Raw genomic sequence first — 26,323 nt, 5'->3', positions numbered from 1 at the left:
CCTGAACCGGGCCTGAATCAGGGTGGCCTGGGGCGGCACGGGGGCGTCGTCGGGGGGAAGTTCACCCGCGCGGGGGAGCGCGCGAGGTGAACCACGGTCGTGAACGGCGTGGGCGCGGTCGGTCCGCGCCCACGGCGGGCAGGCTCCCCCGCGGCGCGCAGGTCGCCGCGACGCGTCCACTCCAGGGCCGGCCGGCCCTGCGGGGAGGGCTGCGGGCATGCCGGGACTACTGGGCTTCAGGGGCTTGCCGGGGGAGGACGACGGCACGGCGGCGGGTGACCCCGGCCGCCGGCTGCTGCGGATCCACGACCGGGACGGACGGCCGCGGGGGCTGGGCTTCGTGCTCGACCCGCTGGGCACCGTCCTCACCGCGCACGAGACGGTGGCCGGGCTCGACGGGATCGTCCTGCATCTCTTCGGGGGCCAGACCAGGGTCCTCGGCCCGGACCACGTCCGGCCGCTGCCCGGGCAGGGGCTGGCCCTGCTGCGCACCGACACGGTCGGTGGGCTGCCGGTGCCGCCGCTGCCCGTCGCCCCGCCGCCGGCGGCCGGGGACGGCACCGTGCTGCTGGTGCCCGTCCCGGTGCGGGGCGAGGGGCGCGCGGACGGGCGGACGGTACTGCTGCGCTGCGGCCTCGCGGCGGGGCACCCGCCGGCCGACTGCGTCCGTCCGGCCGGCGGTGTGCTGCTGCTGGACGTGCCCTCGGCGGCCGACGCCGCGGTCGTCCCGGCCGGGGCACCGGTGCTGGACGCCGCGAGCGGCACGGTGGTCGCCGTGGTCGCGCCCGGTCTGCGGCCCCCGGGGCGGCCGGGGCCTCCCACCGCCGTTCCGGTGACGGCCGACCGGGTGGACGTGCCGGAACTCGCCGAGGCGCTGGCGCGCAATGCGGCCCGGGTGCCCGCGTACGGGGGCGCGCTCAACCTGGCCGGGGTGCTGCGACTGTCCGCCGCCCAGCTGGCCGCGGCGGGGGCCGGGCCGGACCGGGTCGCGGCGCTGGCGGCCGACCGGGTGGACCGGCCGGACGGGCTCGCGGAGTGGGCCGACCTGCTGGTGGACGGCCCCTCCTCGGGCGACAGCCGTTCCGGGCCGGGGGGAGCGCCGGGGGTCGGGGTGGTGGCGCTGGTGGGGGCGGCCGGTACCGGCCGCAGCACCGAGGCGGCGGCCGTCGCCGTGCGGCGCGGGGACGGCGACGGCCCCCGGCCCACGGTGTGGCTGCGCGGCGCGGACCTCCGGCCGGGGGACGCCTCGCTCGCCGGCGCGGTGGAGCGGGCGCTGGGGTCGGCCTCGGCGCGGCTGGGGGTGCCGGCGCCGGCCGGCCCCGGGGCGGTGGCCGCGCTCTGCGCGGCGGCCGGGCGGCCGCTGCTGGTGGTGCTGGACGGTCCGGAGGAGTCGCCGGTACCGCTGGACGCCGACTGGTTGCGGGCCTCGGCGTGCTGGCTGGCGGCGGGCGGGGCCCGGCTGCTGACCGCCTGCGGGGAGGAGGCCTGGGAGCGACTGGCACCGGGCGGGGCCGAGGGCGAGTTCCTGGTGCCGGTCGGAACGTCTGTCGGCCCGCCCGCCGGAGCGCCGGCGGGTGGCCGGGGGTCCGGTGCGGGCGCCGTCCGGGTGGTGGTGCGGCGCCTGGGGCCGCTGCCCGCCGAGGCGGCGGAGCGGGTGCGGCGGCGCTACGGGGTGCCGCCCGGTTGGCCGGCGGCCGGGGACGCCGGGCACCCACTGGCGGTCCGGCTGGCCGGGGAGCTCTGGGCGGAGGGGCTGCGCGGGGAGCCGGTGGACCGCGCCGGGCTGTTCGCCGCCCACCTTGACCTGCGCTGCCTGGGAGTGGCCCAGCGGCTCGCCGAGGACGGTCGCCCCCGGCGGCCGGGAGCCCACCGCCGGGGCGCCGTCCGGCCCGCCGGGGTCTCCGCCGGGCGGGTGCGCCGGACGGCGGCGGCGGTGGCCGGCCGGGTGCACGAGGCGGCGCGGCGGATGCTGGGCGCCGAGCAGGGCGGTCTGCCGAGGGCCGCGTTCGAGGAACTGTTCCCGGTGGCGGGCGGCTGGGCGACGGCGGTGCTGGCGGAGGGGCTGTTCGTACCGGCCGGCCCCGGCTACCGGTTCGCGCACGGGGAGTTCGCCGACTGGCTGCAGGGTCTGCACCTGGACCTGGACGCCGCGCTGCGGCTGCTGCTCGGCGAGGCCGAGGACACGCCCCCCGGTCCCGGTGGGGGCCCGCCCGCCGGGATCCGGACCGTGCCGCGGCACCGGATCGGCCCGGTGGTCGCCGCACTGCGGCGGATCGGCGCCACCTGGGGTGCCCCGGCGCTGGATCCGTGGCTGCACCGGATCTGGCGGGCCGTGGATCTGCGCCCGGCGGGCAGCGAACCCGGCTGGTGGGCCGGGCGGTTGCTGGTCGCCGGTCTGGCCGACGGTCCGGACCTCGCCGAACACCGGCCGCTGCTGGAGCAGTTGGCCGAACGGATCGTCGAACGGGCGGCCGCCGCGGGTGGGTTCGAACGGCTCCCGGCAGAGGGTCTGGGCCGGTTCGGGCCGTCCTTCTGGGCCGGTCTCGGGCTGCCCTCGGAGCTCGAACTCGGTCTGCTCCGGCGATTGGTGGCCGCCGACGGGCCGGAGCGGCCGTTCCTGGCCGCGGTGACCGGCCGGCTGCGGGCCGATCCGCAGGGGGTGCTGCCGCTGCTCTGCGGGTGGTTCGACGACTCGCGCGGTCTGCCGGCCCGCCCCGGGAGCACCGTCGCCGACCTCGTGCACGACCTGCTGTTCGCGCACCGGGCCCTGGCCCTGGACGAGTTGACCGAGGTACTGGCCGGAGCCGCCCACGCGAGGGCGGACGCGCTGCTCGCCGTCCTGGCCGTCGAGGAGCCCTCGGCGCTCTGCCGGGCGGTCGACCGCTGGAGCCACGACCCCCGGCCCGAACGGCATGTGGCCGCCGCGGTGCACGCGCTGCACACGGCCCCGTACGCCCGCGGTGCCGGGCCGGAGCTGCTGCGGTTCACCGCGCTGGCCCTGCTGGCCCGGGAGGAGGAGCCGGCCCTGCACGGTGCCGCGCTGGCCCTGCTGCTGCGGGAGCCGGGGAGCCGGGCCGTCCATCTCCCGGCGGCGCTCGCCGTGTACCGGGGCGGTGAGGACCGCTTCCTGGGCCCGCGGGCGCTGGCACCGGCGCTGGAGAGCGACCCGGAGCCGGTGCTGGCCGCGCTGGCCGACCGCCTGGGCGGGCCCGGGGCGGCGGCGCGGCCGGCCGCGCCGGTGGCCGGAACGCTGCGGGTGCTCGCGGACGCCCGGGCGCCGCTGGCCGCCCGGCGGGGTGCCGAGTTCGCCGCCCGGCTGCTGCGGGAACGGCCGGAGCTGGCCGGGCCGGTCGCCGTCGACTACCTCGGCCGCCGGCTGGCGCGCGGCGCGGTCGGGGGTGCGGTCGCCCGGCTGGAGCTGCGGGTGCTGCTGAGCGGGGCCCTGGCGGCCCGTGCGGCGGCGGTCCGCCGGCCGTTCGCCGAGGTGCTGTCCCGTCCGGTGCCCGACCCGGTGGCGGACGCGCTGCGCTGCGAGCTGCTGGACACCCTGCTGGCCACCGAGGGGGACCCGGAGGTGCTGGCCGCCGCCCTGGCGGGGCTGGCCGAGCACTGCGCGGCGGAGCGGCCGGCCCGGGCCCGGGCGGTGGTGGTCAGGGCGGCGGCGGCGTTGCCGGGCGCGGACGGGCTGCTGGTGCGGTGCGCCGGCCGGTCGGCGGCGTTCGCCGCGCTGCTGGCGCGCTGGCCGGAGGACGAACGGCCGGCCCGTCCGGTGGGGCCGAGGCTGGACCGGTTGCGCGCCCTGGTCGCGGCCGGCCGGGACCCGAGGGACGCGGCCGCGGAGGCCGAGCGGACCGGCGGGGCCGGGGCCGCCCGGCCGCCGGGCGGCGGAGTCCCGCACCAGGTGGTTCGGCCAACCTGCCTTCCGGTGCCGAACTCCGGACAGGCGCATGGCACGCTATAGGGGTTCGGGTTTTGAGCGTTTGAGCGTACAGAAGGTACGCGCCGTAGGGAACAAGGAGCGGTCAGGTGCAGCGCTGGCGTGGCCTGGAGGAGATCCCCGCCGACTGGGGACGCAGCGTCGTCACCATCGGCTCGTTCGACGGGGTGCACCGCGGACACCAGCTGATCATCAACCGGGTGGTCGAGCGCGCCCGCGAGCGGGGGGTGCGCTCGGTGGTGGTCACCTTCGACCCGCACCCCAGCGAGGTGGTCCGTCCCGGGACCCACCCGCCGCTGCTCGCCCCGCAGCCGCGCCGGGCGGAGCTGATCGAGGAGCTGGGCGTCGACGCCGTGCTGGTGCTGCCGTTCACCACCGAGTTCTCCAAGGAGTCGCCGGAGGAGTTCTTCCGGCAGGTGCTGGTGGACGCGCTGCACGCCTGCCTGGTGGTCGAGGGGCCGAACTTCCGCTTCGGCCACCGCGCGGCCGGGAACGTCGCCCTGCTGGCCGAACTGGGCCGGGCGGCGGACTGCGGCGTCGAGGTGGTCGACCTCCAGGTGCGCGGCACCGTCGGCGACGGCGAGCCGTTCTCGTCGACCCTGACCCGCCGGCTGGTGGCGTCCGGTGACGTGGCCGGGGCGGCGGAGGTGCTGGGCCGTCCGCACCGGGTGGAGGGCGAGGTGGTGCGGGGCGCGCAGCGCGGCCGTGAGATGGGCTACCCGACCGCCAATGTGGACACCGTCCCGCACAGCGCGATCCCGGCCGACGGCGTGTACGCGGGCTGGCTGATCGCGGGACAGGACGGGACCCTCCTGCCCGAGGGCGGGCAGGGCGGGCGGATGCCGGCCGCGATCTCGGTGGGCACCAACCCGACCTTCGACAACACCGCGCGCACCGTGGAGGCGTACGCCATCGACCGGGTCGGCCTGGACCTCTACGGGCTGCACGTGGCGGTGGAGTTCCTGGTGTACCTGCGGGGGATGGAGAAGTTCGACTCCGTCGAGGCGCTGCTGGAGCGGATGGCCGACGACGTGAAGCGGGCCCGGGAGTTGACCGAGGCCGGCTGACGGCCACGGGCCACGGGCCACCGGCCGACGGACTCGGGCCGGCGGACGTGTGACCGGTACCGCCGCGCCGGACGGCCTGCGGAGCGTACGCGAGAGCCCGCCGACCACGGAGGTCGGCGGGCTCTCGGCGTTCGTCGCCGCTGCTACTGCTACTGCTGCGGCGCGGGCGGCGGCGGGTAGCCGTAGCCGGGCGGCGGCGGGGGCGGCTGGTGGCCCTCCTCGGGCTGGGGGTGGCCGTAGCCGCCGCCGGCCGGCGGGGCGGGCGGCTGCTGCCACTCGGGCGCCGGCGGCTGCGGCTGGGCGCTCTGCTGCGGCGGGTAGCCGTAGCCGGGCGGGGGCGGCGGGACCTGCCCGGGCTGCGGCGCCCACGGCGTGCCGGGCGCGGGCTGGGGGGCGTGCTGGCCGGGCTGCGGCGGCTGGGCGTAGGGGTACGGCTGGCCGTACGGGGGCTGGCCCTGGGGTCCGGGCTGGGGCTGCGGGTAGCCCGGCGCCGGCGACTGCGGCTGGACCTGCTGCTGCCAGCCGTTCTGCTGGGCGGCCTGCTGGGCGCGGACGATGTCCTCGCCGACCAGGGTGGCCAGCTCGAAGTAGGCCTCGCGGACCTTGGGCCGCATCATGTCGAGGTTGACCTCGGCGCCGGCCGCCAGGCTCTCGTCGAACGGCACCACGACCACGCCGCGGCAGCGGGTCTGGAAGTGCGCGACGATGTCCTCGACCTTGATCATCTTTGCGGTCTCGCGGACCCCGGAGACCACCGTGATCGACCGTTGCACCAGATCGGCGTAACCGTGCGCGGAGAGCCAGTCCAGGGTGGTGGAGGCGGACGAGGCGCCGTCCACGCTGGGCGTGGAGACGATGATCAGCTGATCGGCGAGGTCCAGCACCCCGCGCATCGCGCTGTACAGCAGACCGGTCCCGGAGTCGGTCAGGATGATCGGGTACTGGCGGCCCAGCACGTCGATGACCTGGCGGTAGTCCGAGTCGTTGAAGGTGGTCGACACGGCCGGGTCGACGTCGTTCGCCAGGATCTCCAGACCGGAGTGGAGGTCCTGCGAGGTGAACTGACGGATGTCCATGTAGCTGCGCAGGTGCGGGATGGCCGTCACCAGGTCGCGGATGGTCGCGCCGGTCTGCCGCTTGACCCGGCGGCCGAGCGTGCCGGCGTCCGGGTTGGCGTCGATCGCGATCACCTTGTCCTGGCGCTCGCTGGCCAGGGTGGCCCCCAGGGCGGTGGTGGTCGTGGTCTTGCCCACGCCGCCCTTGAGGCTGATCACCGCGATCCGGTAGCAGCTGAGCACCGGTGTGCGGATGATCTCCAGTCGGCGGGCCTTCTCGGCGGCCGCGGCCTTGCCGCCGAACTGGAACCGCGGCTGCTGCCGCTGCTGCTTCGGCTGGCTGCGCAGCAGCCGGTCCGAGGACAGCTCGACGGCGGCGGTGTAGCCGAGCGGCGCGCCGTGCGCGGTCTGCTGCGGGGCGCCGGCCTGCTGGAACGCGGCGGGCGCGGCCGGCGGCTGGCCCCACTGCGGGGCGTTCGGCTGGGGCTGCCCGGGCTGCTGGTAGGCGGCGGGCTGCGGCCAGCCGCCGGCGCGCGGGTCGGCCCCGGCGGGCGGCGCGGCCGGTCCGGGCTGCGGCTGCTGGGGCTGGGCCTGCGGCGGGACGGCCTGCTGGGGCTGGCCGGGCTGGGACTGCTGGGCCTGTTGGGCGGCTGCCCAAGCGGCGGCCTGCGGGTCCGGTGCGAAGGCCTGCGGGTCCGGTGCGAAGGGCTGGGGGTCCTGGACGAACGGCTGGGGGGCCGACGGGAAGGCCTGCGGCTCCTGGGCGAACGGCTGGGGCGGTGCCGCGGCGAAGGGCTGCTGCGGTGCGGCCGGGTACGGCTGGGGTGCCGGGGCGGCCGGCGGCTGGGCGGGGCCGGACAGCGGGGTGGACGGGTCGGCCGGCGGCCAACCGGGCATGGGGGCCGGAGCCGGAGCCGGGACAGGCGCCGGAGCCGGCGCGGCCGGGGCGGTCGGCGGCACCGCGAAGGGCTCGGCGGGGACACCCTCGACCGGTGCCGGCACCTGAGCCGCCACCGGTGCGGCAGCCTCGCCCGGCTGCGGCTGCGGCTGCGGCTGCGGCTGCGGCTGCGGCTGCGGGTACGTCGAAGGCTGCACCGGAGGCTGCGGCTGCGACGGCGCGAGCTGCTGCACCGGCGGCTGGGCCGCGACCGGCGGCGCCACGGCCTCCGGTGCGGGCACGCCGACGGGCGCGGGCGAAGGCGCAGGAGCGGGCACGGGTACGGCCGCGGGCGCGGCCGCAGGGACCGGCGCGGCCGCCGGAGCGGCCGCACCGCCCGGACCCGGCGTCACCCCGGCGCCCGGCGCGGCCGCCGGAGCGCCCGCGGTGTCCGTCTGCACGTACCAGGACGGGGGAGTGTAATCGGGCGCGTCGGACCAGTCGTCGTCGTCCTCCGCCGCGTTGTCGCCGACGTAGACGCCGTCCCGATCGCTGCTCACCTAGGGCTCCCTCGTGTTCGCCGCCGCAAGTTCGCGGTGCCGTTGCCGTCCCACAGCCTAGGCCGTGAGCCACCCCCGGCTGAAGGCGGTGTCTCATCTCCGACCGGGCCGCACACGGGCCGTACACAGGCTCCGACCGGGTCCGCGCGGATCAGTCGAGGCGACGCGGGCCGCCCAGGACCTGCCGTTCCGCCGGCCCGGTGACCACGCGGACGTACTGACGGCTCATCCGGGTCGTCCACAGCGTCAGGTCGTCCGGGAGCGACGGCAGGGCGGCGGTCTCGGCCGGTCCGAGCGAGAGCACCCGGCCGATCAGCTCGGCCTCCTCCGGCATCACCCGCTGCACCCCGACCAGATCGGCCGCGTTGAGCACCCGGGAGGCGTTCGGCCCCAGGTGCGGCACCACCGTCAGGATCGTCTGCCAGGGCGTGGCGGAGAGCCGGCTGCGCGGCGGGCGGGCGCCGAGGTCGCGCACCACGAGCACCGGCGAGGTGACCGAGGCGCCCTGCGGGCCGAGCCGGCCGGGCTGGTGGACCGTCACGCACGGCTGCCCGCCGCCCGCGGCCTGCGCCATCGGCCCCCAGAGCTGGCCGCGGGCCGTCTCGACGGCGATCCGCGCGCCGGTGGCGGCCGCCCGCAGCGCGATGACCTGCGCCGTCCAGAGGCCGCCGACCAGCACCAGGTCGTAGGAGCTGGGCCGGAACAGGCCGAGTACGGCGGGCCGGGAGCGGTGCACGTCCTCGCCGATCAGCACGCCGTCGTCGCCGACCGGGAAGGACAGTGCGTCGAGCTCGGCGAGGGTGAGCACGTGCTTCTCCCGGCGCGGGCCGCGCAGCCCGAAGCCCGGCAGCAGCCGGCGCCCGGTCCGGGGCGCCGGCTCCGCGCCGGCCCTCGGCGCGGGGGCGGGATAGAACTGCTGCGCCATCAGGAAGCACCTCCCAGCGGCAGGGTGGCGAGCACGCCGGGTGCCTGCTCCAGGTCGAGCCGGACCAGGCCGAGCCCGGCGCTCTGGGCCCGGGCCTCCAGCTGCCGGCCGAGTTCGACGGCCTCGCTCTCGCTGCGTTCGGTGACCCGGACGTGGCCGCTGAGGGTGACCGAGCCGCCGGTGCCGTGACCGGCGGTCAGGCTGAAGGTGCTGGCCAGTGCGGGCGCGCCGGTGACCAGGTTCACCAGATCGGGGACGGCGATCCGGCCGGGGGCGCCGCCGGGGCGGCCCAGCTGCGGCCAGCGGGAGATCCAGTAGGTGCTGTGCCAGCGGTCGTCGACCCGCCAGAACCGGTTGGTCTCCTGGGTGCGCCGCCCGCTGCCGCCGCCGCTGCCGGTGCCCTGCCGGACCGTCGTGGCCAGCGGGTTGACGCAGGTGGAGATGGCGAGGGCGGCGATCAGCTCGCGCTCGTCGAGCACGGTGACGTCGAACCCGGCGCTGTTCAGCCGCCCGGCCAGCTGGTCGGTGACCCGCTGGAGCGCCTTGCGGGCGCCCGCCTCGCCGCCGCCCCGGGCGCGCACCGCGGTGGCGGCCCGCTCCGGGTCGAGCTTGAGCGCGACCCAGGTGAGCCGCAGCGCGGGGGTGGCGGTGCCGTCGGCGAGCTCCCGGTAGGCGCGGGCGGCCAGCGACTGCTCGGGCAGGTGCGGCGCGGGCGCCGGCTGGGTGTGCTGGACGAGCTGGACCGACTCCAGGGCGATGTCGTCGACCCGCAGCGCCGAGCAGACCACGTCCAGCGGCAGCGGCCGGGCGGTGCGGTCCGGACGCAGCGGCAGGTCCTTGGCCTGGACGAGCAGGACGGCGCTGAGGAAGGTGCCGTCGCCGACCATGCCGGTCTCCCGGCGCACCGGACGGCCGCCGAGGTCGGCCTCGGTCGCGTGCGTGCAGGTGCGCAGCGCGGGTTCGAGTTCCAGGGCGGGCGCGAGCGCCGGGTCGGTGCCGGGCGGCGGCAGGTGGGCGCGGGCCCGCTTGCGGCGGGCCTTGAGCGCGGCGCGCACCCGCAGCGCTTCGGGCAGGGTGCGGCCGCGCAGCGGTACCAGTGCCAGTGCGACCAGGGCGAGGGCGACCGCGCCGAAGCCGGCGGCGACCGGCCTGCTGATCGTCCAGCCGACCGCGACCAGGGCCACCGCGACCTCGACCAGCACGAGTTGCTGGAGCCTCAGCCGGCTGCCGAGCAGTCCGGGCCGGGGGTGGACGCGGACCGTGACCGGCCCCCGGGGTCCGTCGGCACGGCCCGGGGCGGGGGAGCCCGCGGTGTCGGTCCCGTCGCGCCGGGCGGAGCGGCGCGCACCACTGGCCCGTGATGTGCTCCGGCGCCCCGGTGCGGTCTGGTTCGGCATCCCCCGAGTGCCCCTCTCTGGTCGGTTGTCGCGGCCCGGCTGGCCGGTGCGTGAACCGTACCCGTACCGTACTCACCGTCTGCTGCCGCATCGTAGAGGGTTCGAGCCCGTTCTCGCCCGGTGGGTGGCAGGCCACGGGGAGCAGGGTCCGACAGGGGAGACGACGAGCATGGCATCGCGCCGGGACGAGCTGAACGCCTACACCTTCGCCCGCAAGCGCACGGTCGGAGCCTTCCTGCTGCCCGGCGGCGGGGGGAGCGACGAGGACGCGCCGCGCCCGGTGAAGGCGATCCTGCCGAGCGTCCTGGTGGGGGCACTGGTGATCGGCGGTTTCGGTCTGTGGGGGGTGTTCAAGCCGAGCGCGCCGGTCGGCTGGGACGAGGGCAAGTACATCGTCCAGGGCAAGCAGAGCACCACCCGCTACGTGGTGCTGGTCGACCCGGACGGGAAGACCAAGCGGCTGCACCAGGTGCTGAACATGGCCTCGGCGCGGCTGGTGCTGCCGGTGGACAGCAAGGTGGTGGTGGTCGACGACGGCGTGCTGGACCGCTATCCCAACCACGGCCCGACGATCGGCATCCCGTACGCGCCGGACAAGCTGCCCAGCAAGGAGAACGCGAGCCGGCCGATGAAGTGGTCGGTCTGCGACCGGCCGGGCGACGACCAGGGGAGCACGGTCGACCAGGCGGTGTTCGTGGCGGGCGGCGCCGACGCGGACGTGCTCGGGGCGAAGGACCGGATGCTGGACGTCGGCCAGGCGCTGCTGGTGCAGCAGGCGGACGACCCGCAGGTGACCGCCTCCGGTCCGGCCGCGGGCCAGGGGAAGCTGAAGGTCTTCCTGGTGGACAGCAAGGGCCGCCGGCACGCGATCGGCGGACCGGAGGACTCCGACACCACCCGCTCGCAGCTGATGTGGGCCGTCTTCGGGTCCATGGCCGTCCCTCAGAAGGTGAAGAAGGACTGGCTGGACACCCTGGCGCCGGGCAGCGACATCGTCTTCCCCCGGATCGACGGACTGGTCCCGGACACCAGGACGGCCAACTCCTCGGTGCCGCTGCAGAACCCGGAGGACCGCAAGATCGGCCGGCTGGTGCGGTTCGGCGAGAAGCACTACGTGGTGGGGAAGAGCCAGCTGCTGCTGGTCAGCCAGTTCCAGGCGGAGCTGATCCGGCAGAACCCGCTGCTGCAGCCGCTGTACAACCAGGACGCCAACAAGAGCCCGCGGATCGACGACCTCACCCCGGCCGAGCACGCCACCGTCAACAGCAGTGTGCCGCTGATGGCCGAGGGCGCCGCGGACTGGCCCACCCGGACGGGTGCGCCGGCCAACTCCTGGCAGGCGCCGAAGGACGCCCGGGCGGTGGTCTGCAGCACCTTCGACGGGGTCGCGGAGGACGGCCGGACGCCGCGGCGCAGCGTCTGGGCCGGGACCGAGTACCCGGTGCGGTACGGCAACGGCACGTCGACCGCGCACGTGACACCGGGTCACGGCCTGTTCTACCGCGCGCTGGACAACGCCGCGGACGGCTCCGGCACGGACTTCCTGATCACCGAGACCGGTCTGCGGTACGCGGTGCCGGCGAGCAGCGAGGGCGGCAAGGGCGGCCAGAGCGCGCCGCCGGCCCAGCCCGGCCAGCCGTCCGGGCCGGCGCCCGCGCAGCCCGGTGCGCCGAAGGCGCCGTCCGGCCAGTCGGCCACCCCGTCCGGCCCGCCGCAGCCCGAGGAGCTGGGCGGCAACCAGGCCCGGCTGGGCTACCAGGGGCTGCAGCCGGCGCCGGTGCCGCAGCAGTGGTCGAACCTGGTGCCGGTCGGTCCCGCGCTCAACGCCAGGAGCGCGGCCCAGCAGCAGAACGCCTAGCACCGGGGCGAGGTCCGGTCGGGCCTCGCCCCGCTGCCCGCAAAGGAATTGGCCACGATGTCATGGCTTGGTAACCGACCGTCGCCCGGTGTTGGGCGAGCTGCGTGTGCCGACTACAGTGCTGCAGGACATCACACCGGTGGTGCCCGGGGGGCCGGGAACGACCCCTTCGGACTCAAGGTCTGTCTCATGGGGGACGGTAGAGCATGGGTCAGTTCAAGACGACCGCTCAGGAGATGCTGGCTTTCGCCAAGCACATGGACGAGGTCATCAACCAGATCAACACCGAGATCAACGGTCTCAACAACCTGGTGGGTTCGATCACCGGTGGTTGGCAGGGCCAGGCCGCGCAGGCGTACACCAACCTCCAGGGTCAGTTCAACACGGACGCCCAGGAGCTGAACAAGTCGCTGCGCGCCATCAAGGACGCGATCGAGCTCACGACCCAGAAGTACTCGCAGGCGGACGCCGACCAGCAGGCGGTCTTCGGCGCCGCGGCCACGTCCTGATCCTCAGCTCTGTCCGTTCACCCGGCGGCGCACCCCTCGGCTGACGGGGTGCCTCGCAGCCTCGACTAGGAGACATCGTGGCCGAACACATTCTGGTCAACTTCGAGACCATCAAGAACGCCAGCTCCGAGGTCCGTCGGACCGCGGGGACCATCAAGGCCCAGCTCGAGGAGCTGAAGGCCGGGGTCACCAAGATCTCCGGCAGCTGGGAGGGCGCCGCCCAGCAGGGCTACCGGGCCCACCAGACCAAGTGGGACCAGCGCGCCGAGCACCTCCAGGAGGTCCTGGAGAAGATCGCCAAGTCCCTGGACAGCGCGGCCCAGAGCTACCAGAACACCGAGAACCGCAACGCCACCCTCTGGACCGGCTGACGGTCCACGGCCCCGTTTCACGCGCCGAAGGGCGGGTGCCCCGCGCGGGCACCCGCCTTTGGCACGACCGCACGACCAGGTGGACGAGATGAGGGGTGGCAGGGTGCCGGTGGCCAGGTACCGGACGGCGGCCGCGGCGGCGGCCGCGCTCGCACTGCTCGGCGGCCCGCTGGCGGTGCCGGCGGCGGCCGAGGGGCCGGGCGTCTCGGCGTCGGGGGAGTGCGGCAAGAACGCCCAGAACGTGCAGGCCGTGCCGTGGTCGCTCCAGCGGATGGTGCTGGACGAGCTCTGGCAGGGCGGCGCGACCACCGGCGCGGGCGTCCTGGTCGCGGTCATCGACACCGGGGTGGACGACCAGAACCCGCAGCTGGCCGACAAGGTCCTCGACGGCGGTTCGCTGCTGAAGGACAAGGAGGGCAAGCGGGTCGAGGGTGGTGGCAAGGACGACCTGGTCGGCCACGGCACCAAGGTGGCCGGCATCATCGCGGCCTCCCGCAGCGACCGGACCGGTTTCGTCGGCATCGCCCCGGGCGCCACCGTGCTGTCCATCCGGCAGAACGACGCCGAGGGCAACGGCGACGTGCACTCGCTGGTGGACGCCGTCAACTCGGCCGTCGCCCAGGGGGCCAAGGTCATCAACATCTCGCAGGACGTGCGCGGCGCGGCCGACACCCGCTTCGTCGGCTACGAGGAGCTGAAGGCGGCGGTCGACAACGCGGAGAACCGGGGCGTGGTGGTGGTCGCCTCCTCCGGCAACGACGGCAAGAAGGGCGACACCTTCCCGGCGGCCTTCCGCACGGTGCTCGCCGTCGGCGCCTCCGACCGCAACAACGAGCGCACCTACTTCTCCCAGTACGGCGATTTCGTGGACGTCGCGGCCCCGGGCGTCGACATGCTCTCCACCGTCCCGCGCGGCGGGCAGTGCGTGGACAACGGCACCAGCTTCGCCGCGCCGTACGTGGCCGGGCTGGCGGCGCTGCTGGTCGGCGCGCACAAGGACTGGCGGCCGAGCCAGGTGCGCGCCTGGATCGAGCAGACCGCGCAGCGCACCGACCACAAGGCGAACGAGTACATCGGCTGGGGCGTGGTCGACCCGGTGAAGGCCGTCACCACCGCGCCCGCGGCGCCGCCGGACAAGCCGGCCGAGGACCCGCCGGTGCAGCTGGCATCGGCCCCGATCGTGCCCCGCCCGCTCGGCCTCGGCGAGACCCAGGCCGACCGCGACGGCCGGACCGCGACCTATGTCCTGGGTGCGGGGGCGCTGCTGGTCGCCCTGCTGATCGGCGGCGGCATCGTGCTGCGCGACCACCGCCGGCGCCCCTGACCCGTGCCCGGACCGCCGGGCGGCGAGCGGACGCGGCAGTGCCCCGGGCCAGGGGGAGCCCGGGGCACTGCCGTGTGGGGGAGGGGTGGGGGTCCGGTGGGTCAGGCCTGCTGGTCCTCGGGGACGGTGATCACCCAGCGGGTGTCCTGCCGCGGGCGCAGGTAGAGCAGCCAGTAGAGGGTGGCGACGGCGGTGATGCCGCCGGTCCACAGCAGCGGCACGGTGTCCAGCTGGGTGATCACGTAGACCAGCACCGCGATCAGCGCCACCGGGACGGCCGGCCACAGCGGCATCCGCCAGGCGGCGGCGTGCTTGTGCTGGTTGCGGCGGGAGAGCAGGGCGGCGATCGCGACCAGCAGGTACATCCCGGTGACGGCGACGCCGGTGATCTCGCTCAGCAGCTCGCCCTTGACGAAGCAGAGCGCGGCGCCCGGGAGGCCGACGGCCAGGGTGGCGACCCACGGGGAGCCGAACCGGCCCAGGGTGCCGAAGGCCTTGTTGACCGGGCCGGGCCACGCCTTGTCGCGGGCCGAGGCGAACAGCACCCGGGAGTTCTGGATGACCATGACGATGCCGGCGTTGATGATGGCCAGCGCGACGCAGAGGCTGATGAAGGTGCCGACGGCCGAGTTGCTCCAGGCGGTGACCATGCCGGAGATGTCGCCGGAGCTCAGGGTGGCGAGGTCGGGGGCGCCCATGGTGATGGCGGCGACCGGGACCAGGATGACGGCGGCGGAGATCGCCAGCGTCCACAGCACGGTGCGGGAGACGTTGCGGCGCGGGTTCTCCAGCTCCTCGGAGAGGTAGACGGCGGTGGAGAAGCCCTGGGTGATGAAGAGCGCGATGCCGAGGGCGCCGATGATCGCGCCGATGCTCACCGTGGTGGTGACGCCGTCCTCGCCGGTGACCACGCCGTGCAGCATGCTGGGGGCGCCGCTGTTGGCGTGGGCGAAGCCGAGCACGGAGACGACGCCGGCCGCGATGACCTCCAGCACCAGGAAGACGCCGGTGATCCAGGCGTTGGCGCGCAGGTCCAGCAGGCCGGCCAGGGTGGCGGCGAGCATCACCGCGGCGCCGGCCAGCGGCTTGTCGACGTGCAGGACGGGTGCCAGGTAGTCGGCGGTGCCGAGGGCGATGACCGAGGGGACGATCATCACCACGATCAGCGAGAGCACGAACACCAGCCAGCCGGCCAGCCGTCCGGCCAGGGTGCCGACCATGGCGTACTCGCCGCCGGCGCTGGGGATCAGGGTGCCGAGCTCGGAGTAGCAGAAGGCGACCGCGATGCAGAGCACCGAGCCGATCGCGATGGCCAGCGCGGTGGCGCTGCCGATGCTGGAGAACAGCTCCGGGACGATCACGAAGAGGGTGGAGGCCGGGGTGACGCAGGACAGCGTGAGCAGTGTGCCGCCCACGACGCCGATCGAACGCTTGAGCGTCTGCGGGGCGGCGGGGGTGCCCGTGCCGGCCGGGGCGGTGGCCGCGGCGGTCGGTGGGCGAAGCGTGTCGGTCATCGGGGCATCCGATCGGCTCTGTGCGGTCCTGGGGAGGGAGCGGTATCGCCTCCGCTGGCTGGTCTGCTCGGTTCTGGTCCTGTCGCTCCCGGGCCGCCATGGAACCTTGGCCGTATCGATCGCGTCAATGCCGGAATCGCTTCGGAATCCGTTGTCACTGTGCGCATAAACATGCGATCTGATGATCACTTATCGTCATCACTATGCATGTCCGACTTGTTACTTTCGCCACAACACACTTGAATCCAAGGTGAACGTGGTGTTGCGCGCCCCAATCAAAGGTCTTGACCAGATGCGGAGGCAGGTCGACCGGAAGCCGCCGGGTCGCCGGGCCCACCGCCGGCCGGGTACGGGAACCGCAGGCCTCCGGCGGAAAGATCTAGGTAACGTTTCGGAACCTGGACGTCGGAAGGGGTCGGACCCCCGAGGATCCGACCCCTTCCGACACGCTCCGTGACCACCGTGCCCCGCCGCTACGGCGCCGGCAGCCAGCCCGTCTGCACCATCTGCCCGCTGGTCACCCGGCGCGAGACGAACACGCCCCGGCCCGGTGGCAGCGCCTGCGGCTTGACGTTGCCCAGCAGTGGGCCCTCGTCCCGGTTGCCGGACAGCAGCACGCCCTGCCCGCCCAGCTCCCGCATCCGCTGCATGAACGGCTCGTACAGCGAGCGCCCGGCACCGCCGGCGCTGCGCGCGACGACCACCCGCAGCCCGATGTCGCGCGCGAACGGCAGGAACTCGGCCAGCGCGGCCAGCGGATTGCCCGAGGAGGTCGCCACCAGCTCGTAGTCGTCCACCACCACGAACATGTCCTTGCCGCTGTACCAGCTGCGGTTGCGCAGCTGCTCCGCGGTCACGTCGGGACCGGGCAGTCGGCGCGCGCAGGCCCCGCGCAGCATCTCCACCACGGAACTCATGGCCGGCTGCGCGGCGGCGTACTCGACCAGGTACTCCGGCGGGACCACGCCGAGCAGCGCGCGCCGGTAGTCGCCGACCACGATCCCCGCCTGGTCCGGGGTGTACCGCTCGGTGATCTGCTTGACCAGCATCCGCAGCAGCGCGGACTTCCCGGACTCGGTGTCGCCGAACACGATGAACAGCGGGTCGGTCTCGAAGTTGACGAAGGCCGGTGCCAGTTCCGCCTCGTCGACGCCGAAGGCGACACCCCGCTCCGGGTGCTCGAAGCCCTTCGGCAGCGACTGCCCGTCCAGCACCGTCGGCAGCATCCGCACCTGCGGCGCGCGCGGACCGGTCCAGGCCCCGGCGACCGCCCGGACCAGCCCGGCCACACCGTCCTGCAGGTCCTCCACCGAACCGGAGCCGTCCAGCCGGGGCAGACCGGTGAGGAAGTGCAGCCGGTCCGCGGTGACGCCCCGGCCCGGTACGGCCGGTACGGCCTGGGCCACCCGGCGGTCCACCTCGGACTCCATCGCGTCGCCGAGCTTCAGCTCGCTCCGGTTCTGCAGCAGGTCCTTGAGTGCCGGGCGGACCTCGGCGTACCGGGTCGCGGTGACGATCAGGTGGACGCCGTAGCCGAGGCCCCGCTGGGCGATGTCGCCGATGACCGGCTCCAGCGCCTCGAACTCCTGCTTGAAGGTGTTCCAGCCGTCGACCACCAGGAAGACGTCGCCGAACCGCTCGTCGGGCAGCGCGCCGGCGGCCCGGCGGGCCCGGTAGGTGCCGATGGAGTCGATCCCGGTGCTGCGGAAGAGCTCCTCGCGCCGGTTGAGCACTCCGTGCACCTCGGAGACCGTGCGGCGGACCTTCTCCGCGTCCAGCCGCCCGGCCACCCCGCCGACGTGCGGCAGGTCCTGGAGCGACTGGAAGCCGCCACCGCCGAAGTCCAGCAGGTAGAACTGCACCTCCAACGGCGTGTGGGTGAGCGCGAACGAGGCCACCGTGGTGCGGATCATGGTCGACTTGCCGGAGCGCGGGCCGCCGACCACCAGTCCGTGGCCGGCCGCGCCCGCGTAGTCCTGGTCGAGGATGTCGCGCTTCTGGTCGCGCGGCTTGTCGACGATCCCGACCGGCACCCGCAGCCGGCCCAGCGTGCCCGACTGCGGTGCGGTCAGCCCGCGCTCGGCGGTCGCCTGCAGCGGCGGCAGCAGCTGGTCCACGCTCGGCGGCGCGTCCAGCGGCGGCTGCCACACCTGGTGCGCGGCCGGGCCCTGGCCCGCCATCCGCTGCACGAACACGTCCAGCACGGTGTCCGCCAGGGCGTCGTCCTGCTCCTCGACCAGCGGCTCGACCTCCTCCTGCACCAGCGGCTCGGTCACCGGCACCTCGGCCGCGGTGAACCGCACCGGCCGCGCGGACACCAGCCGGCCGCCGGTCGACCGCTGCTGCCCCGGTGCCCGGTAGGCGCCGGAGACGTAGGCGGCCTTGAACCGTTCCATCACGTCGGTGCCGAACTTCAGGTAGCCGACACCCGGTACCGGCGGCAGGTGGTAGGCGTCCGGGACACCGATCGCCGCCCGCGACTCGGCCGCCGAGAAGGTGCGCAGACCGATCCGGTAGGAGAGATAGGTGTCCAGGCCGCGCAGCTTGCCCTCCTCGAGACGCTGCGAGGCCAGCAGCAGATGCACCCCGAGGGACCGGCCGATCCGGCCGATCTGGATGAACATGTCGATGAAGTCGGGCTTGGCGGTGAGGAGTTCGGAGAACTCGTCGATGATCAGCACCAGCGAGGGCAGCGGGTCCAGCGCCGCGCCGGCCGCCCGGGCCCGCTCGTACTCGTGGATGTTCGCGTAGTTGCCCGCCCGGTGCAGCAGCTCCTGGCGCCGGTTGAGCTCGCCCTCGATGGCGTCCCGCATCCGGTCGACCAGGGTGAGCTGGCCCTCCAGGTTGGTGATCACCGCCGAGGTGTGCGGCATGTCCGCCATGCCCGCGAAGGTGGCGCCGCCCTTGAAGTCGGCGAGCACGAAGTTCAGCGTCTCCGAGGAGTGCGTCATCGCCAGCGCCAGGACCAGGGTGCGCAGCAGCTCGGACTTGCCGGAGCCGGTCGCGCCGACGCAGAGGCCGTGCGGGCCCATGCCCTCCAGCGCGGCCTCCTTGAGGTCCAGGTACACGTGCTCGCCGCCGGCCCCGACGCCGATCGGCACCCGCAGCCGCTCGTGCTGCGCCCGCTGCCGCCAGCTGCGGGTCACGTCGAAGGAGCCCGGGTCGCCGGAGTTCATCAGATCGGTGAAGTCCAGGTTGGACAGCAGCGGCTCGTCGTCGCCGCCGGCCGAGGCCCGGTACGGCGCCAGCTGCCGGGCCAGCGCCTCGGACTGCCAGGCGCCGAGGCTGTCCGGCTTGCCGGTGTACGTGGCACCCGAGGCGGAGCGCAGCACCAGCGCGTCCGGCGAGACGGTGACGATCAGGTGCCCGCTCGGCTCGTCCAGGTCACCCGGGACCACCTCGACGATGGTCACCCCGTGCACGCCCTCGGCGCCCGCCAGCAGCGAGTCGTGCGGCACCGAGGCACCGTCCATGACGACCACGATGTGCGGCTGGTCGGCGGCCGGGGCGGCGTCCCGGACGAACCGCTGCCGGCCGGCCAGCTCGTCCTGGAGCAGCAGCTCCAGGTCGCCGAGCCCGGTGGCGATCAGCCGGCGGGAGCCGGCGCCGTCGTTCTCCTTGCGGTGCTGGTTGTGCGGGAGCCACTTGGTCCACTCCCACTCGTCCACCGCGCCGGGCGCCGCGGCGACCGTGATCAGCAGGTCGTCCGGCGAGTGCAGGGTGGTCAGCTGGGCGATCATCGCCCGGACGTTCCCGTACACGGTGTCCGGGTCGCCGCAGACCGTGATGTGGTAGAAGGCGCGCAGCGAGATCGCCAGCGGCAGGTCCTGCAGGGTGCCGTGGGCGTTCAGGAAGGTCCGCATCGCGGCCGCCGAGAGCGGCTCCAGCTCGTCCATCGGCGCGGTCTGCGGTGCGACCAGCGGGGTGGACAGCTGCACCGGCCCGCGGCCGACCCTGATCTGCGCGAAGTCGGCGTCACCGGCCCGCCGCTCCCACAGGCGCCGGCCGTCGGCGACGATCGACCAGAGCTGGTCCGGCTCGGGATTCAGGAACAGCTGCGCGCCGCGCTGGCGCTCGGCGGTCCGGCGGACCTGGCGGCGCATCTGCTGGAGGTACTTGAGGTAGTCGCGCCGCTCGTCCGCGGTGGCCGTGGAGCCGCCCTTGCGGGCCCGGACGATCTGGGCGAGCGCCATGCCGACCGTCGAGACGATCATCAGACCGCCCATGATCTTCATCGGGGCCTGGGCTCCGGGGGCGAAGAAGAACACCGCCGAACCGCCCATGCCGAGCATCGGCAGGATGCTCATCACCCAGTCCTCGCCGCCCGAGCGGGGCAGTTCGGGCGGGGGCACCAGCTCCACCGGCTCGTCCGGCACCGCGGGCGGATAGGCCCGGGGCGGCCGCTTGACCATGATCACGCCCATGCGCGTCCCACCCCCCGACCACGAACGCTTCGCAAGATCACTACGGCATCAGCCCTCACGCAACAGGATCCGTACGGGTGAGGACGCCCCGTATGACGCCGCCCCCGCTCCGCCGACCGCAGGCATCCGGGGAGGAGCGCGCCGCCCCCGCCGCCCTGCGCAGGGGCCGATCCTACTGGGGCCCGCTCCCACGGCCCCGCCCGCCCTCCGCGGGGCCGGGCACGAACCGAGCGGGTAGGGTAACGCCGCGCCAACTCGTGGCCGCGCCCGGCCGGTTCCGCCCGGCGGGCGCCCGCGCGAGGGCCGGACCGGCCGGCCGCCGGTGCCGCGCCGGCACCGTGGGGCGGCGGCACCGCGCACCGGTGCCGAGCACCCGTCACCGAACACCGTCATCAAGGGGGAGCGCCCAGTGCGTCGAGCGAACGAGGTGCGGGCATGACGACGCCCGCGACCACCGGCTTCTGCCGGGTCACCGTCGTCGCGCCGGACAGCCGGATCGACGTCGCCCTGCCCGAGGACGTCCCGCTCGCGGACGTGTACCCCGAGGTACTGCGACTGTCCGGCCAGACCCAGCCCGACGGCGTTCCCACCGGCTTCCACCTGGTCCGCCGCGACGGCACCGTGCTCGACGGCGGACGCTCGCTCGCCGCCCAGCAGGTGCGCGACGGCGACCTGCTCAACCTGCGCCCGTTCGCCGAATCACTGCCGCCCGCCGTCTACGACGACGTCGCCGACGCGATCGCCACCGCCGGCGAGACCGACCGCCGGTTCTGGGGCCCCGAGCTGATGCGCGCCTTCGGCCTCGTCGGCGCCGGTGTGCTGCTCACCCTGCTCGGCTTCGCGCTCTGGTTCGCCGACCTGCGCCACGACATGCACGGCCTGCCCGGCGTGCTCTCCGGCGTCGTCGCGGTGGTGCTCACCGCCCTCGCCGGCGTCCGCGCCCGGGTCTACCGGGACGCCTGGGCCGGCCTCGCGCTCGGCCTCGGCGCCCTGCCGCACGCCCTGATCGCCGGCAGCGGCATCCTCGCGCCGACCGGCGGCCCGCTGGACGGCCCCGGCCGGCTCCAGTTCCTGACCGGCTGCGTCACCGTCCTGGTCGTCGCCGTCCTGCTGGTCGGCCTGCTCCCGGAGAAGGACTCCCTCTTCGTGGCCGCCGCCTTCCTGGCCGCGGCCGGCGCGCTCGCCACCTTCGCCGCCGTCCTGCTGCCGGGCACCCCGGCCCACCACATCGCCGCCGTCACCGGCGTCGCAGCCGTCGCCGTGATCGGCTTCCTGCCCGGCCTGTCCGCCCGCTTCGCCCGGCTGCCGGTCGGCTACAGCGCCCCCGGCCAGACCCGCGCCCGGGGCCGCGACCACGACGAGGACGCCGCCCGCGCCGAGCTGGTCCAGTACGAGCGGATCGCCCACCAGGCCCGCCGCGGCCACGAGGTGCTGGTCGGCCTGGTCGGCGGCTGCGCCGCGGTGGTCGTCGGTTCCTGCGCGGTGCTCGGCTTCACCGACCGGACCTTCCCCGAGCTGCTGGCCCTCGTCCTCGGACTGGCCGCCATGCTCCGGGCCCGGCTGTTCCGCTACAGCGCCCAGGTCCTCGCCCTCACCGTCGCCGGCCTGCTCGGCCTGTCCCTGCTGATCGTCGGACTCTCCCTGCACACCCCGCAGTTCGTGCTGCGGGTCGGCCTCGGCTCCACCGACGCCGATCTGCGCACCGTCTGGCTGACCGCCTCGATCGCCTTCGGCGCCGCCGTGCTCACCGCGATCGCCCTGGTGGTGCCGCGGCTCGGCGTCTCCCCCTTCTGGGGGCGCGTCCTGGACCTGGTCGACAGCCTCACCCTGATGTCGCTGGTCCCGCTGGTGCTGGCCGTGCTCGACGTCTACCGGCTGGTCCGCGGCGCCACCGGCTGATCCGCGCACCGGGGCCGCCGGCCGTCGGCGTCGGCGGCACTGGTACGCTTGGCCTCCGAGCGCAGCCGTGTGTCCGTTCCCGGGTGGGACGACGCCCGTCGGCAGCGCCCGTACACGACACCGAGTTCTCGCAGAGTCCTGTGCCGTAGACCAGGAACGCTCGGTATCACCTCGAAGGAGTTGCAGTGGCTCTCGCCTCTGACATCAAGAAGCAGATCATCGCCGAGTTCGGCCAGAAGGAGGGCGACACCGGCTCCCCCGAGGTCCAGGTCGCCATGCTCTCCCGCCGCATCTCGGACCTGACCGAGCACCTCAAGGCCCACAAGCACGACCACCACTCGCGTCGTGGCCTGCTGATCCTGGTCGGCCAGCGTCGCCGTCTGCTGCAGTACCTGGCCAAGAAGGACATCGAGCGTTTCCGTACGCTCGTCGACCGCCTGGGCATCCGCCGCGGTGCCGCCGGCGGCGCCCGCTGAGAACGCCGCTCGGGGCGGCTCCCCACACCGGGGAGCCGCCCCTCGCGCGTATGCCGCGACCGGTGAGCCGGGCGTCCACCACGGCGCCCGCGCCCCCCGGCCGGGGATAACAACTCGCGCGCACCTCCCCAGGTGGCCGAGGATTGCACCGTAGGGTTGTGGGCATGCCGGTGATGGCGCCGAAAGCGCGCCACCGGGCAGCAGGACCCGAACCCCCCGCGGGACGAAGGCTTCAAACGGAAGCCGCCCGCATCCGAGAGAGCGTCCAGACGCGGACCGCCCGTCCGAATCCGGCCGGCCGAGAGGCGCCGGTCCTCGGTAGTGGCCGCCGGAGGCCCCGCAGACCGAAGCGGGGACCGCCGGAGGCTTCGATCGAAGACCGGCCCGGACCGTCCAGGGTCAGCACGCAGGCGAATACGCGGGGACGCTCTCCCGGAGACGTACGAAAGAGGAGATCTTCCAGGTGGAAGAGAACGTGTTCTACGCCGAGGCCGTGATCGACAACGGTTCCTTCGGCACCCGTACCATCCGCTTCGAGACCGGCCGTCTGGCCCGTCAGGCCGCCGGCTCCGCCGTGGCCTACCTGGACGACGACACCATGGTGCTGTCGGCCACCAGCGCGTCCAAGCAGCCGAAGGAGCACTTCGACTTCTTCCCGCTGACCGTGGACGTCGAGGAGCGGATGTACGCCGCGGGCCGGATCCCCGGCTCGTTCTTCCGTCGCGAGGGCCGGCCCTCCGAGGACGCGATCCTCACCTGCCGCCTGATCGACCGCCCGCTGCGCCCGTCCTTCGTCAAGGGCCTGCGCAACGAGATCCAGGTCGTCGTCACCGTGATGGCGCTCAACCCGGACCACCTGTACGACGTGGTGGCCATCAACGCCGCCTCCGCCTCCACCCAGCTGGCGGGCCTGCCGTTCTCCGGCCCGATCGGTGGCGTCCGCGTCGCGCTGATCAACGGCCAGTGGGTGGCCTTCCCGACCCACAGCGAGCTGGAGTCGGCCGTCTTCGACATGGTCGTCGCCGGTCGCGTCCTGCCGGACGGCGACGTCGCGATCATGATGGTCGAGGCCGAGGCCACCGACAAGACCATCAAGCTGGTCGAGGGTGGCGCCGACGCGCCGACCGAGGAGATCGTCGCCGCCGGTCTGGACGCCGCCAAGCCGTTCATCAAGGTCCTCTGCGCCGCCCAGGCCCAGCTGGCCGCCCAGGCCGCGAAGCCGACCGGCGAGTTCCCGGTCTTCCTGGACTACCAGGACGACGTGCTCGCCGCGCTGACCGCCGCCGTCAAGGACGAGCTGGCGCAGGCCCTCACCATCGCGGGCAAGCAGGAGCGCAACAACGAGCTGGACCGCGTCAAGGCGCTGGCCGCCGAGAAGCTGCTGCCCGAGTTCGAGGGCCGCGAGAAGGAGATCAGCGCCGCCTACAACGCGCTGACCAAGAAGACCGTCCGCGAGCGCGTCATCAAGGACAAGGTCCGCATCGACGGCCGCGGTGTCACCGACATCCGCACCCTGGCCGCCGAGGTCGAGGCCATCCCGCGGGTGCACGGTTCGGCCCTGTTCGAGCGCGGCGAGACCCAGATCCTGGGTGTCACCACGCTGAACATGCTCCGCATGGAGCAGCAGCTCGACACGCTCTCCCCGGAGACGCGTCGCCGCTACATGCACAACTACAACTTCCCGCCGTACTCGGTCGGCGAGACCGGCCGCGTCGGTTCGCCGAAGCGCCGCGAGATCGGCCACGGCGCGCTCGCCGAGCGGGCGATCCTGCCGGTGCTGCCCTCCCGCGAGGACTTCCCGTACGCCATCCGCCAGGTCTCCGAGGCGCTCGGCTCCAACGGCTCCACCTCGATGGGCTCGGTCTGCGCCTCGACCATGTCGCTGCTGAACGCCGGTGTGCCGCTGAAGGCCGCCGTCGCCGGTATCGCCATGGGTCTGATCTCGCAGGAGATCGACGGCGAGACCCACTACGTGACCCTCACCGACATCCTCGGTGCCGAGGACGCGTACGGCGACATGGACTTCAAGGTCGCCGGTACCCGCAACTTCATCACCGCGCTGCAGCTGGACACCAAGCTCAACGGCATCCCGGCGTCGGTGCTGGCCGCCGCGCTGAAGCAGGCCCGCGACGCCCGCCTGCACATCCTCGACGTGATGAACGAGGCCATCGACTCCCCGGACGAGATGTCGCCGAACGCGCCGCGCATCATCACCATCAAGATCCCGGTGGACAAGATCGGTGAGGTCATCGGCCCCAAGGGCAAGATGATCAACCAGATCCAGGAGGACACCGGCGCCGAGATCACGATCGAGGACGACGGCACCATCTACATCGGTGCCGCCGACGGCCCGGCCGCCGAGGCCGCCCGCACCACGATCAACCAGATCGCCAACCCGACCATGCCGGAGGTCGGCGAGCGCTACCTGGGCACCGTGGTCAAGACCACGACCTTCGGTGCCTTCGTCTCGCTCATGCCGGGCAAGGACGGTCTGCTGCACATCTCGCAGATCCGCAAGCTCGCCGGTGGCAAGCGCGTGGAGAACGTCGAGGACATCCTCGGCGTCGGCGCCAAGGTGCAGGTCGAGATCGCCGAGATCGACCCGCGCGGCAAGCTCTCGCTGATCCCGGTCGTCGAGGGCGAGGAGAACGGCGAGGCCGCTTCCGAGTGAAGCGCCGCTAGCTGATCCCGCGGCCCGCACGCCCCCAGCGGCGTGCGGGCCGCACCCTGTTGTCCCCCCATGCTTCGACGGATTGCTTTCTACGGAGGTACCCCCGTGGCTCTGGCCTCGGCGGCGACGCAGCGCCCCGGCACGACCCGAACCCTGCTGAAGGGCGCGGACGGTGCCGGAACCGTGCGCCGCACCGTCCTTCCCGGCGGCCTGCGCGTCGTCACCGAGACCCTGCCGACGGTGCGCTCCGCGACCTTCGGCATCTGGGTCGGAGTCGGTTCCCGGGACGAGACCCCCCAGCTCAACGGTGCTACGCACTACCTGGAGCACCTGCTCTTCAAGGGCACCGAGCGGCGCAGCGCGCTGGACATCTCGGCCGCCCTGGACGCGGTCGGCGGTGAGATGAACGCCTTCACCGCCAAGGAGAACACCTGCTACTACGCGCGGGTGCTCGACACCGACCTGCCGCTGGCCATCGACGTGGTCTGCGACATGCTCACCGGCTCGCTGATCCGCCCCGAGGACGTCGAGGCCGAACGCGGCGTCATCCTCGAGGAGATGGCGATGGCCGAGGACGACCCGGGCGACGTCGTGCACGACCTCTTCGCCAAGGTGATCTTCGGCAGCGGCCCGCTCGGCCGCCCGATCCTCGGCACCCAGGAGACCGTCCGGGCGCTCACCCGCGACCAGATCGCGAACTTCTTCCACCGCCGCTACCGGCCCGAGCACCTCGTGATCGCGGCGGCCGGCAACCTGGACCACCGCAAGGTCGTCCGCCAGGTCGAGCGGGCCTTCGCACCGCTGCTCGCCAAGTCCGAGGCCGCCCCCGCCGAGGCCCGCCGCGGCGTCAAGGCGGTGCGCACCGCCGGCCGGGTCGAGGTGCTCAACCGCTCCACCGAGCAGGCCCACCTGGTGCTGGGCGTGCCCGGGGTGCCGCGGCACGACGAGCGCCGCTGGGCGATGGGCGTGCTCAACGCGGCCCTCGGCGGCGGGATGAGCTCGCGGCTGTTCCAGGAGGTGCGGGAGAAGCGCGGCCTGGCGTACTCGGTGTACTCCTACTCCTCCTCGTACGCCGACAGCGGCCTGTTCGGCATCTACGCCGGCTGCCAGCCCAAGCGGGTCGAGGAGGTGCTGCGGATCTGCCGCGAGGAGCTCGCCAAGGTGGTCGCCGAGGGCATCACCGAGGAGGAGCTGCGGCGGGCGATCGGCCAGATCTCCGGCTCCACCGTGCTCGGCATGGAGGACACCGGCTCGCTGATGAACCGGATCGGCAAGGCCGAGCTGAGCTACGGCCACCACCTCTCGGTGGACGACATGCTGGCGCGGATAGCCGCGGTGACCCTGGACGACGTGCACGAGGTCGCCCGTGATGTGCTGGGGGCGTACCGGCCCTCGCTCGCGCTGATCGGCCCGATCACCGACAAGCGGGCCGCCAAGCTGGCCGACCTGCTGGCCTGAA

15 protein-coding genes are annotated in these 26,323 nt (G+C 74.2%); 10 read left to right on the top strand and 5 right to left on the bottom strand.

The annotated features are described in order from the left end of the window. Positions 1-217 precede the first annotated feature (217 nt). Together BLU95_RS41485 and BLU95_RS14145 are read left to right on the top strand one after the other, a co-directional pair. Positions 218-3,961 (top strand): hypothetical protein, encoded by a 3,744-nt coding sequence (locus BLU95_RS41485; protein ID WP_107452555.1) that lies wholly within the window; start codon positions 218-220, stop codon positions 3,959-3,961. A gap of 65 nt (positions 3,962-4,026) precedes the next feature. Beyond that, positions 4,027-5,004, top strand: a complete 978-nt coding sequence (locus tag BLU95_RS14145; protein ID WP_093860328.1) for a bifunctional riboflavin kinase/FAD synthetase — start codon at positions 4,027-4,029, stop codon at positions 5,002-5,004. Between the two features lie 149 nt (positions 5,005-5,153). Here the strand turns inward: BLU95_RS14145 and BLU95_RS14140 are convergent, their stop codons facing one another. The 3 genes from BLU95_RS14140 to eccE all read right to left on the bottom strand — a co-directional run bounded on the left by BLU95_RS14140 (position 5,154) and on the right by eccE (position 9,818). Continuing rightward, positions 5,154-7,496 (bottom strand): MinD/ParA family ATP-binding protein, encoded by a 2,343-nt coding sequence (locus BLU95_RS14140; protein ID WP_093860327.1) that lies wholly within the window; start codon positions 7,494-7,496, stop codon positions 5,154-5,156. Positions 7,497-7,647: 151 nt separating this feature from the next. Beyond that, a complete protein-coding gene (locus BLU95_RS14135; protein WP_231978564.1) occupies positions 7,648-8,421 on the bottom strand; it encodes a hypothetical protein in 774 nt (257 codons plus the stop codon). Then, entirely contained in the window at positions 8,421-9,818 is a 1,398-nt protein-coding gene (gene eccE, locus BLU95_RS14130; protein WP_093860326.1) for a type VII secretion protein EccE, read from the bottom strand. Before eccE ends, BLU95_RS14135 begins: the two co-directional genes overlap by 1 nt. Positions 9,819-9,987: 169 nt before the next feature. On the opposite strand from eccE, the gene BLU95_RS14125 reads away from it, so the two are divergent. From BLU95_RS14125 to mycP, 4 genes are all read left to right on the top strand, one after another. Further along, complete coding sequence (locus tag BLU95_RS14125) at positions 9,988-11,676, top strand: type VII secretion protein EccB (protein ID WP_093860325.1); 1,689 nt, start codon at positions 9,988-9,990, stop codon at positions 11,674-11,676. A gap of 206 nt (positions 11,677-11,882) precedes the next feature. Then, positions 11,883-12,185, top strand: a complete 303-nt coding sequence (locus tag BLU95_RS14120; RefSeq protein WP_093860324.1) for a WXG100 family type VII secretion target — start codon at positions 11,883-11,885, stop codon at positions 12,183-12,185. Positions 12,186-12,262: 77 nt separating this feature from the next. Beyond that, positions 12,263-12,556: a WXG100 family type VII secretion target gene (locus BLU95_RS14115; RefSeq protein WP_093860323.1), complete on the top strand. Its 294-nt coding sequence runs from the start codon at positions 12,263-12,265 to the stop codon at positions 12,554-12,556. Positions 12,557-12,644: 88 nt separating this feature from the next. Continuing rightward, positions 12,645-13,880, top strand: a complete 1,236-nt coding sequence (mycP, locus tag BLU95_RS14110; RefSeq protein WP_093860322.1) for a type VII secretion-associated serine protease mycosin — start codon at positions 12,645-12,647, stop codon at positions 13,878-13,880. Positions 13,881-13,981: 101 nt separating this feature from the next. On the opposite strand, the gene BLU95_RS14105 is transcribed toward mycP, so the two are convergent. Together BLU95_RS14105 and eccCa are read right to left on the bottom strand one after the other, a co-directional pair. Beyond that, a complete protein-coding gene (locus BLU95_RS14105; protein ID WP_093860321.1) occupies positions 13,982-15,394 on the bottom strand; it encodes an APC family permease in 1,413 nt (470 codons plus the stop codon). 473 nt (positions 15,395-15,867) lie between these two features. Beyond that, positions 15,868-19,818: a type VII secretion protein EccCa gene (gene eccCa, locus BLU95_RS14100; protein ID WP_093860320.1), complete on the bottom strand. Its 3,951-nt coding sequence runs from the start codon at positions 19,816-19,818 to the stop codon at positions 15,868-15,870. 435 nt (positions 19,819-20,253) lie between these two features. Here eccCa and eccD point away from each other — a divergent pair, with 435 nt between their 5' ends. The 4 genes from eccD to BLU95_RS14080 all read left to right on the top strand — a co-directional run bounded on the left by eccD (position 20,254) and on the right by BLU95_RS14080 (position 26,322). Beyond that, positions 20,254-21,717, top strand: coding sequence for a type VII secretion integral membrane protein EccD (gene eccD, locus BLU95_RS14095; RefSeq protein WP_093860319.1), 1,464 nt, complete (start codon positions 20,254-20,256; stop codon positions 21,715-21,717). A gap of 185 nt (positions 21,718-21,902) precedes the next feature. Then, positions 21,903-22,193 (top strand): 30S ribosomal protein S15, encoded by a 291-nt coding sequence (rpsO, locus tag BLU95_RS14090; RefSeq protein WP_093860318.1) that lies wholly within the window; start codon positions 21,903-21,905, stop codon positions 22,191-22,193. 463 nt (positions 22,194-22,656) lie between these two features. Then, positions 22,657-24,864, top strand: a complete 2,208-nt coding sequence (locus BLU95_RS14085; RefSeq protein WP_093860317.1) for a polyribonucleotide nucleotidyltransferase — start codon at positions 22,657-22,659, stop codon at positions 24,862-24,864. A 69-nt stretch (positions 24,865-24,933) separates the two neighbouring features. Continuing rightward, the gene (locus BLU95_RS14080) at positions 24,934-26,322 is read left to right on the top strand and encodes a M16 family metallopeptidase (protein WP_093860316.1); all 1,389 of its coding nucleotides are present in this window, start codon (positions 24,934-24,936) and stop codon (positions 26,320-26,322) included. The last annotated feature ends 1 nt before the right edge of the window (position 26,323 follow it).

Source organism: Streptomyces sp. TLI_053 (assembly GCF_900105395.1).
Taxonomy (GTDB): domain Bacteria; phylum Actinomycetota; class Actinomycetes; order Streptomycetales; family Streptomycetaceae; genus Kitasatospora.
Note: the sequence above shows the minus strand (reverse complement) of the source record. Positions and strands in the feature narration are given on the sequence as shown.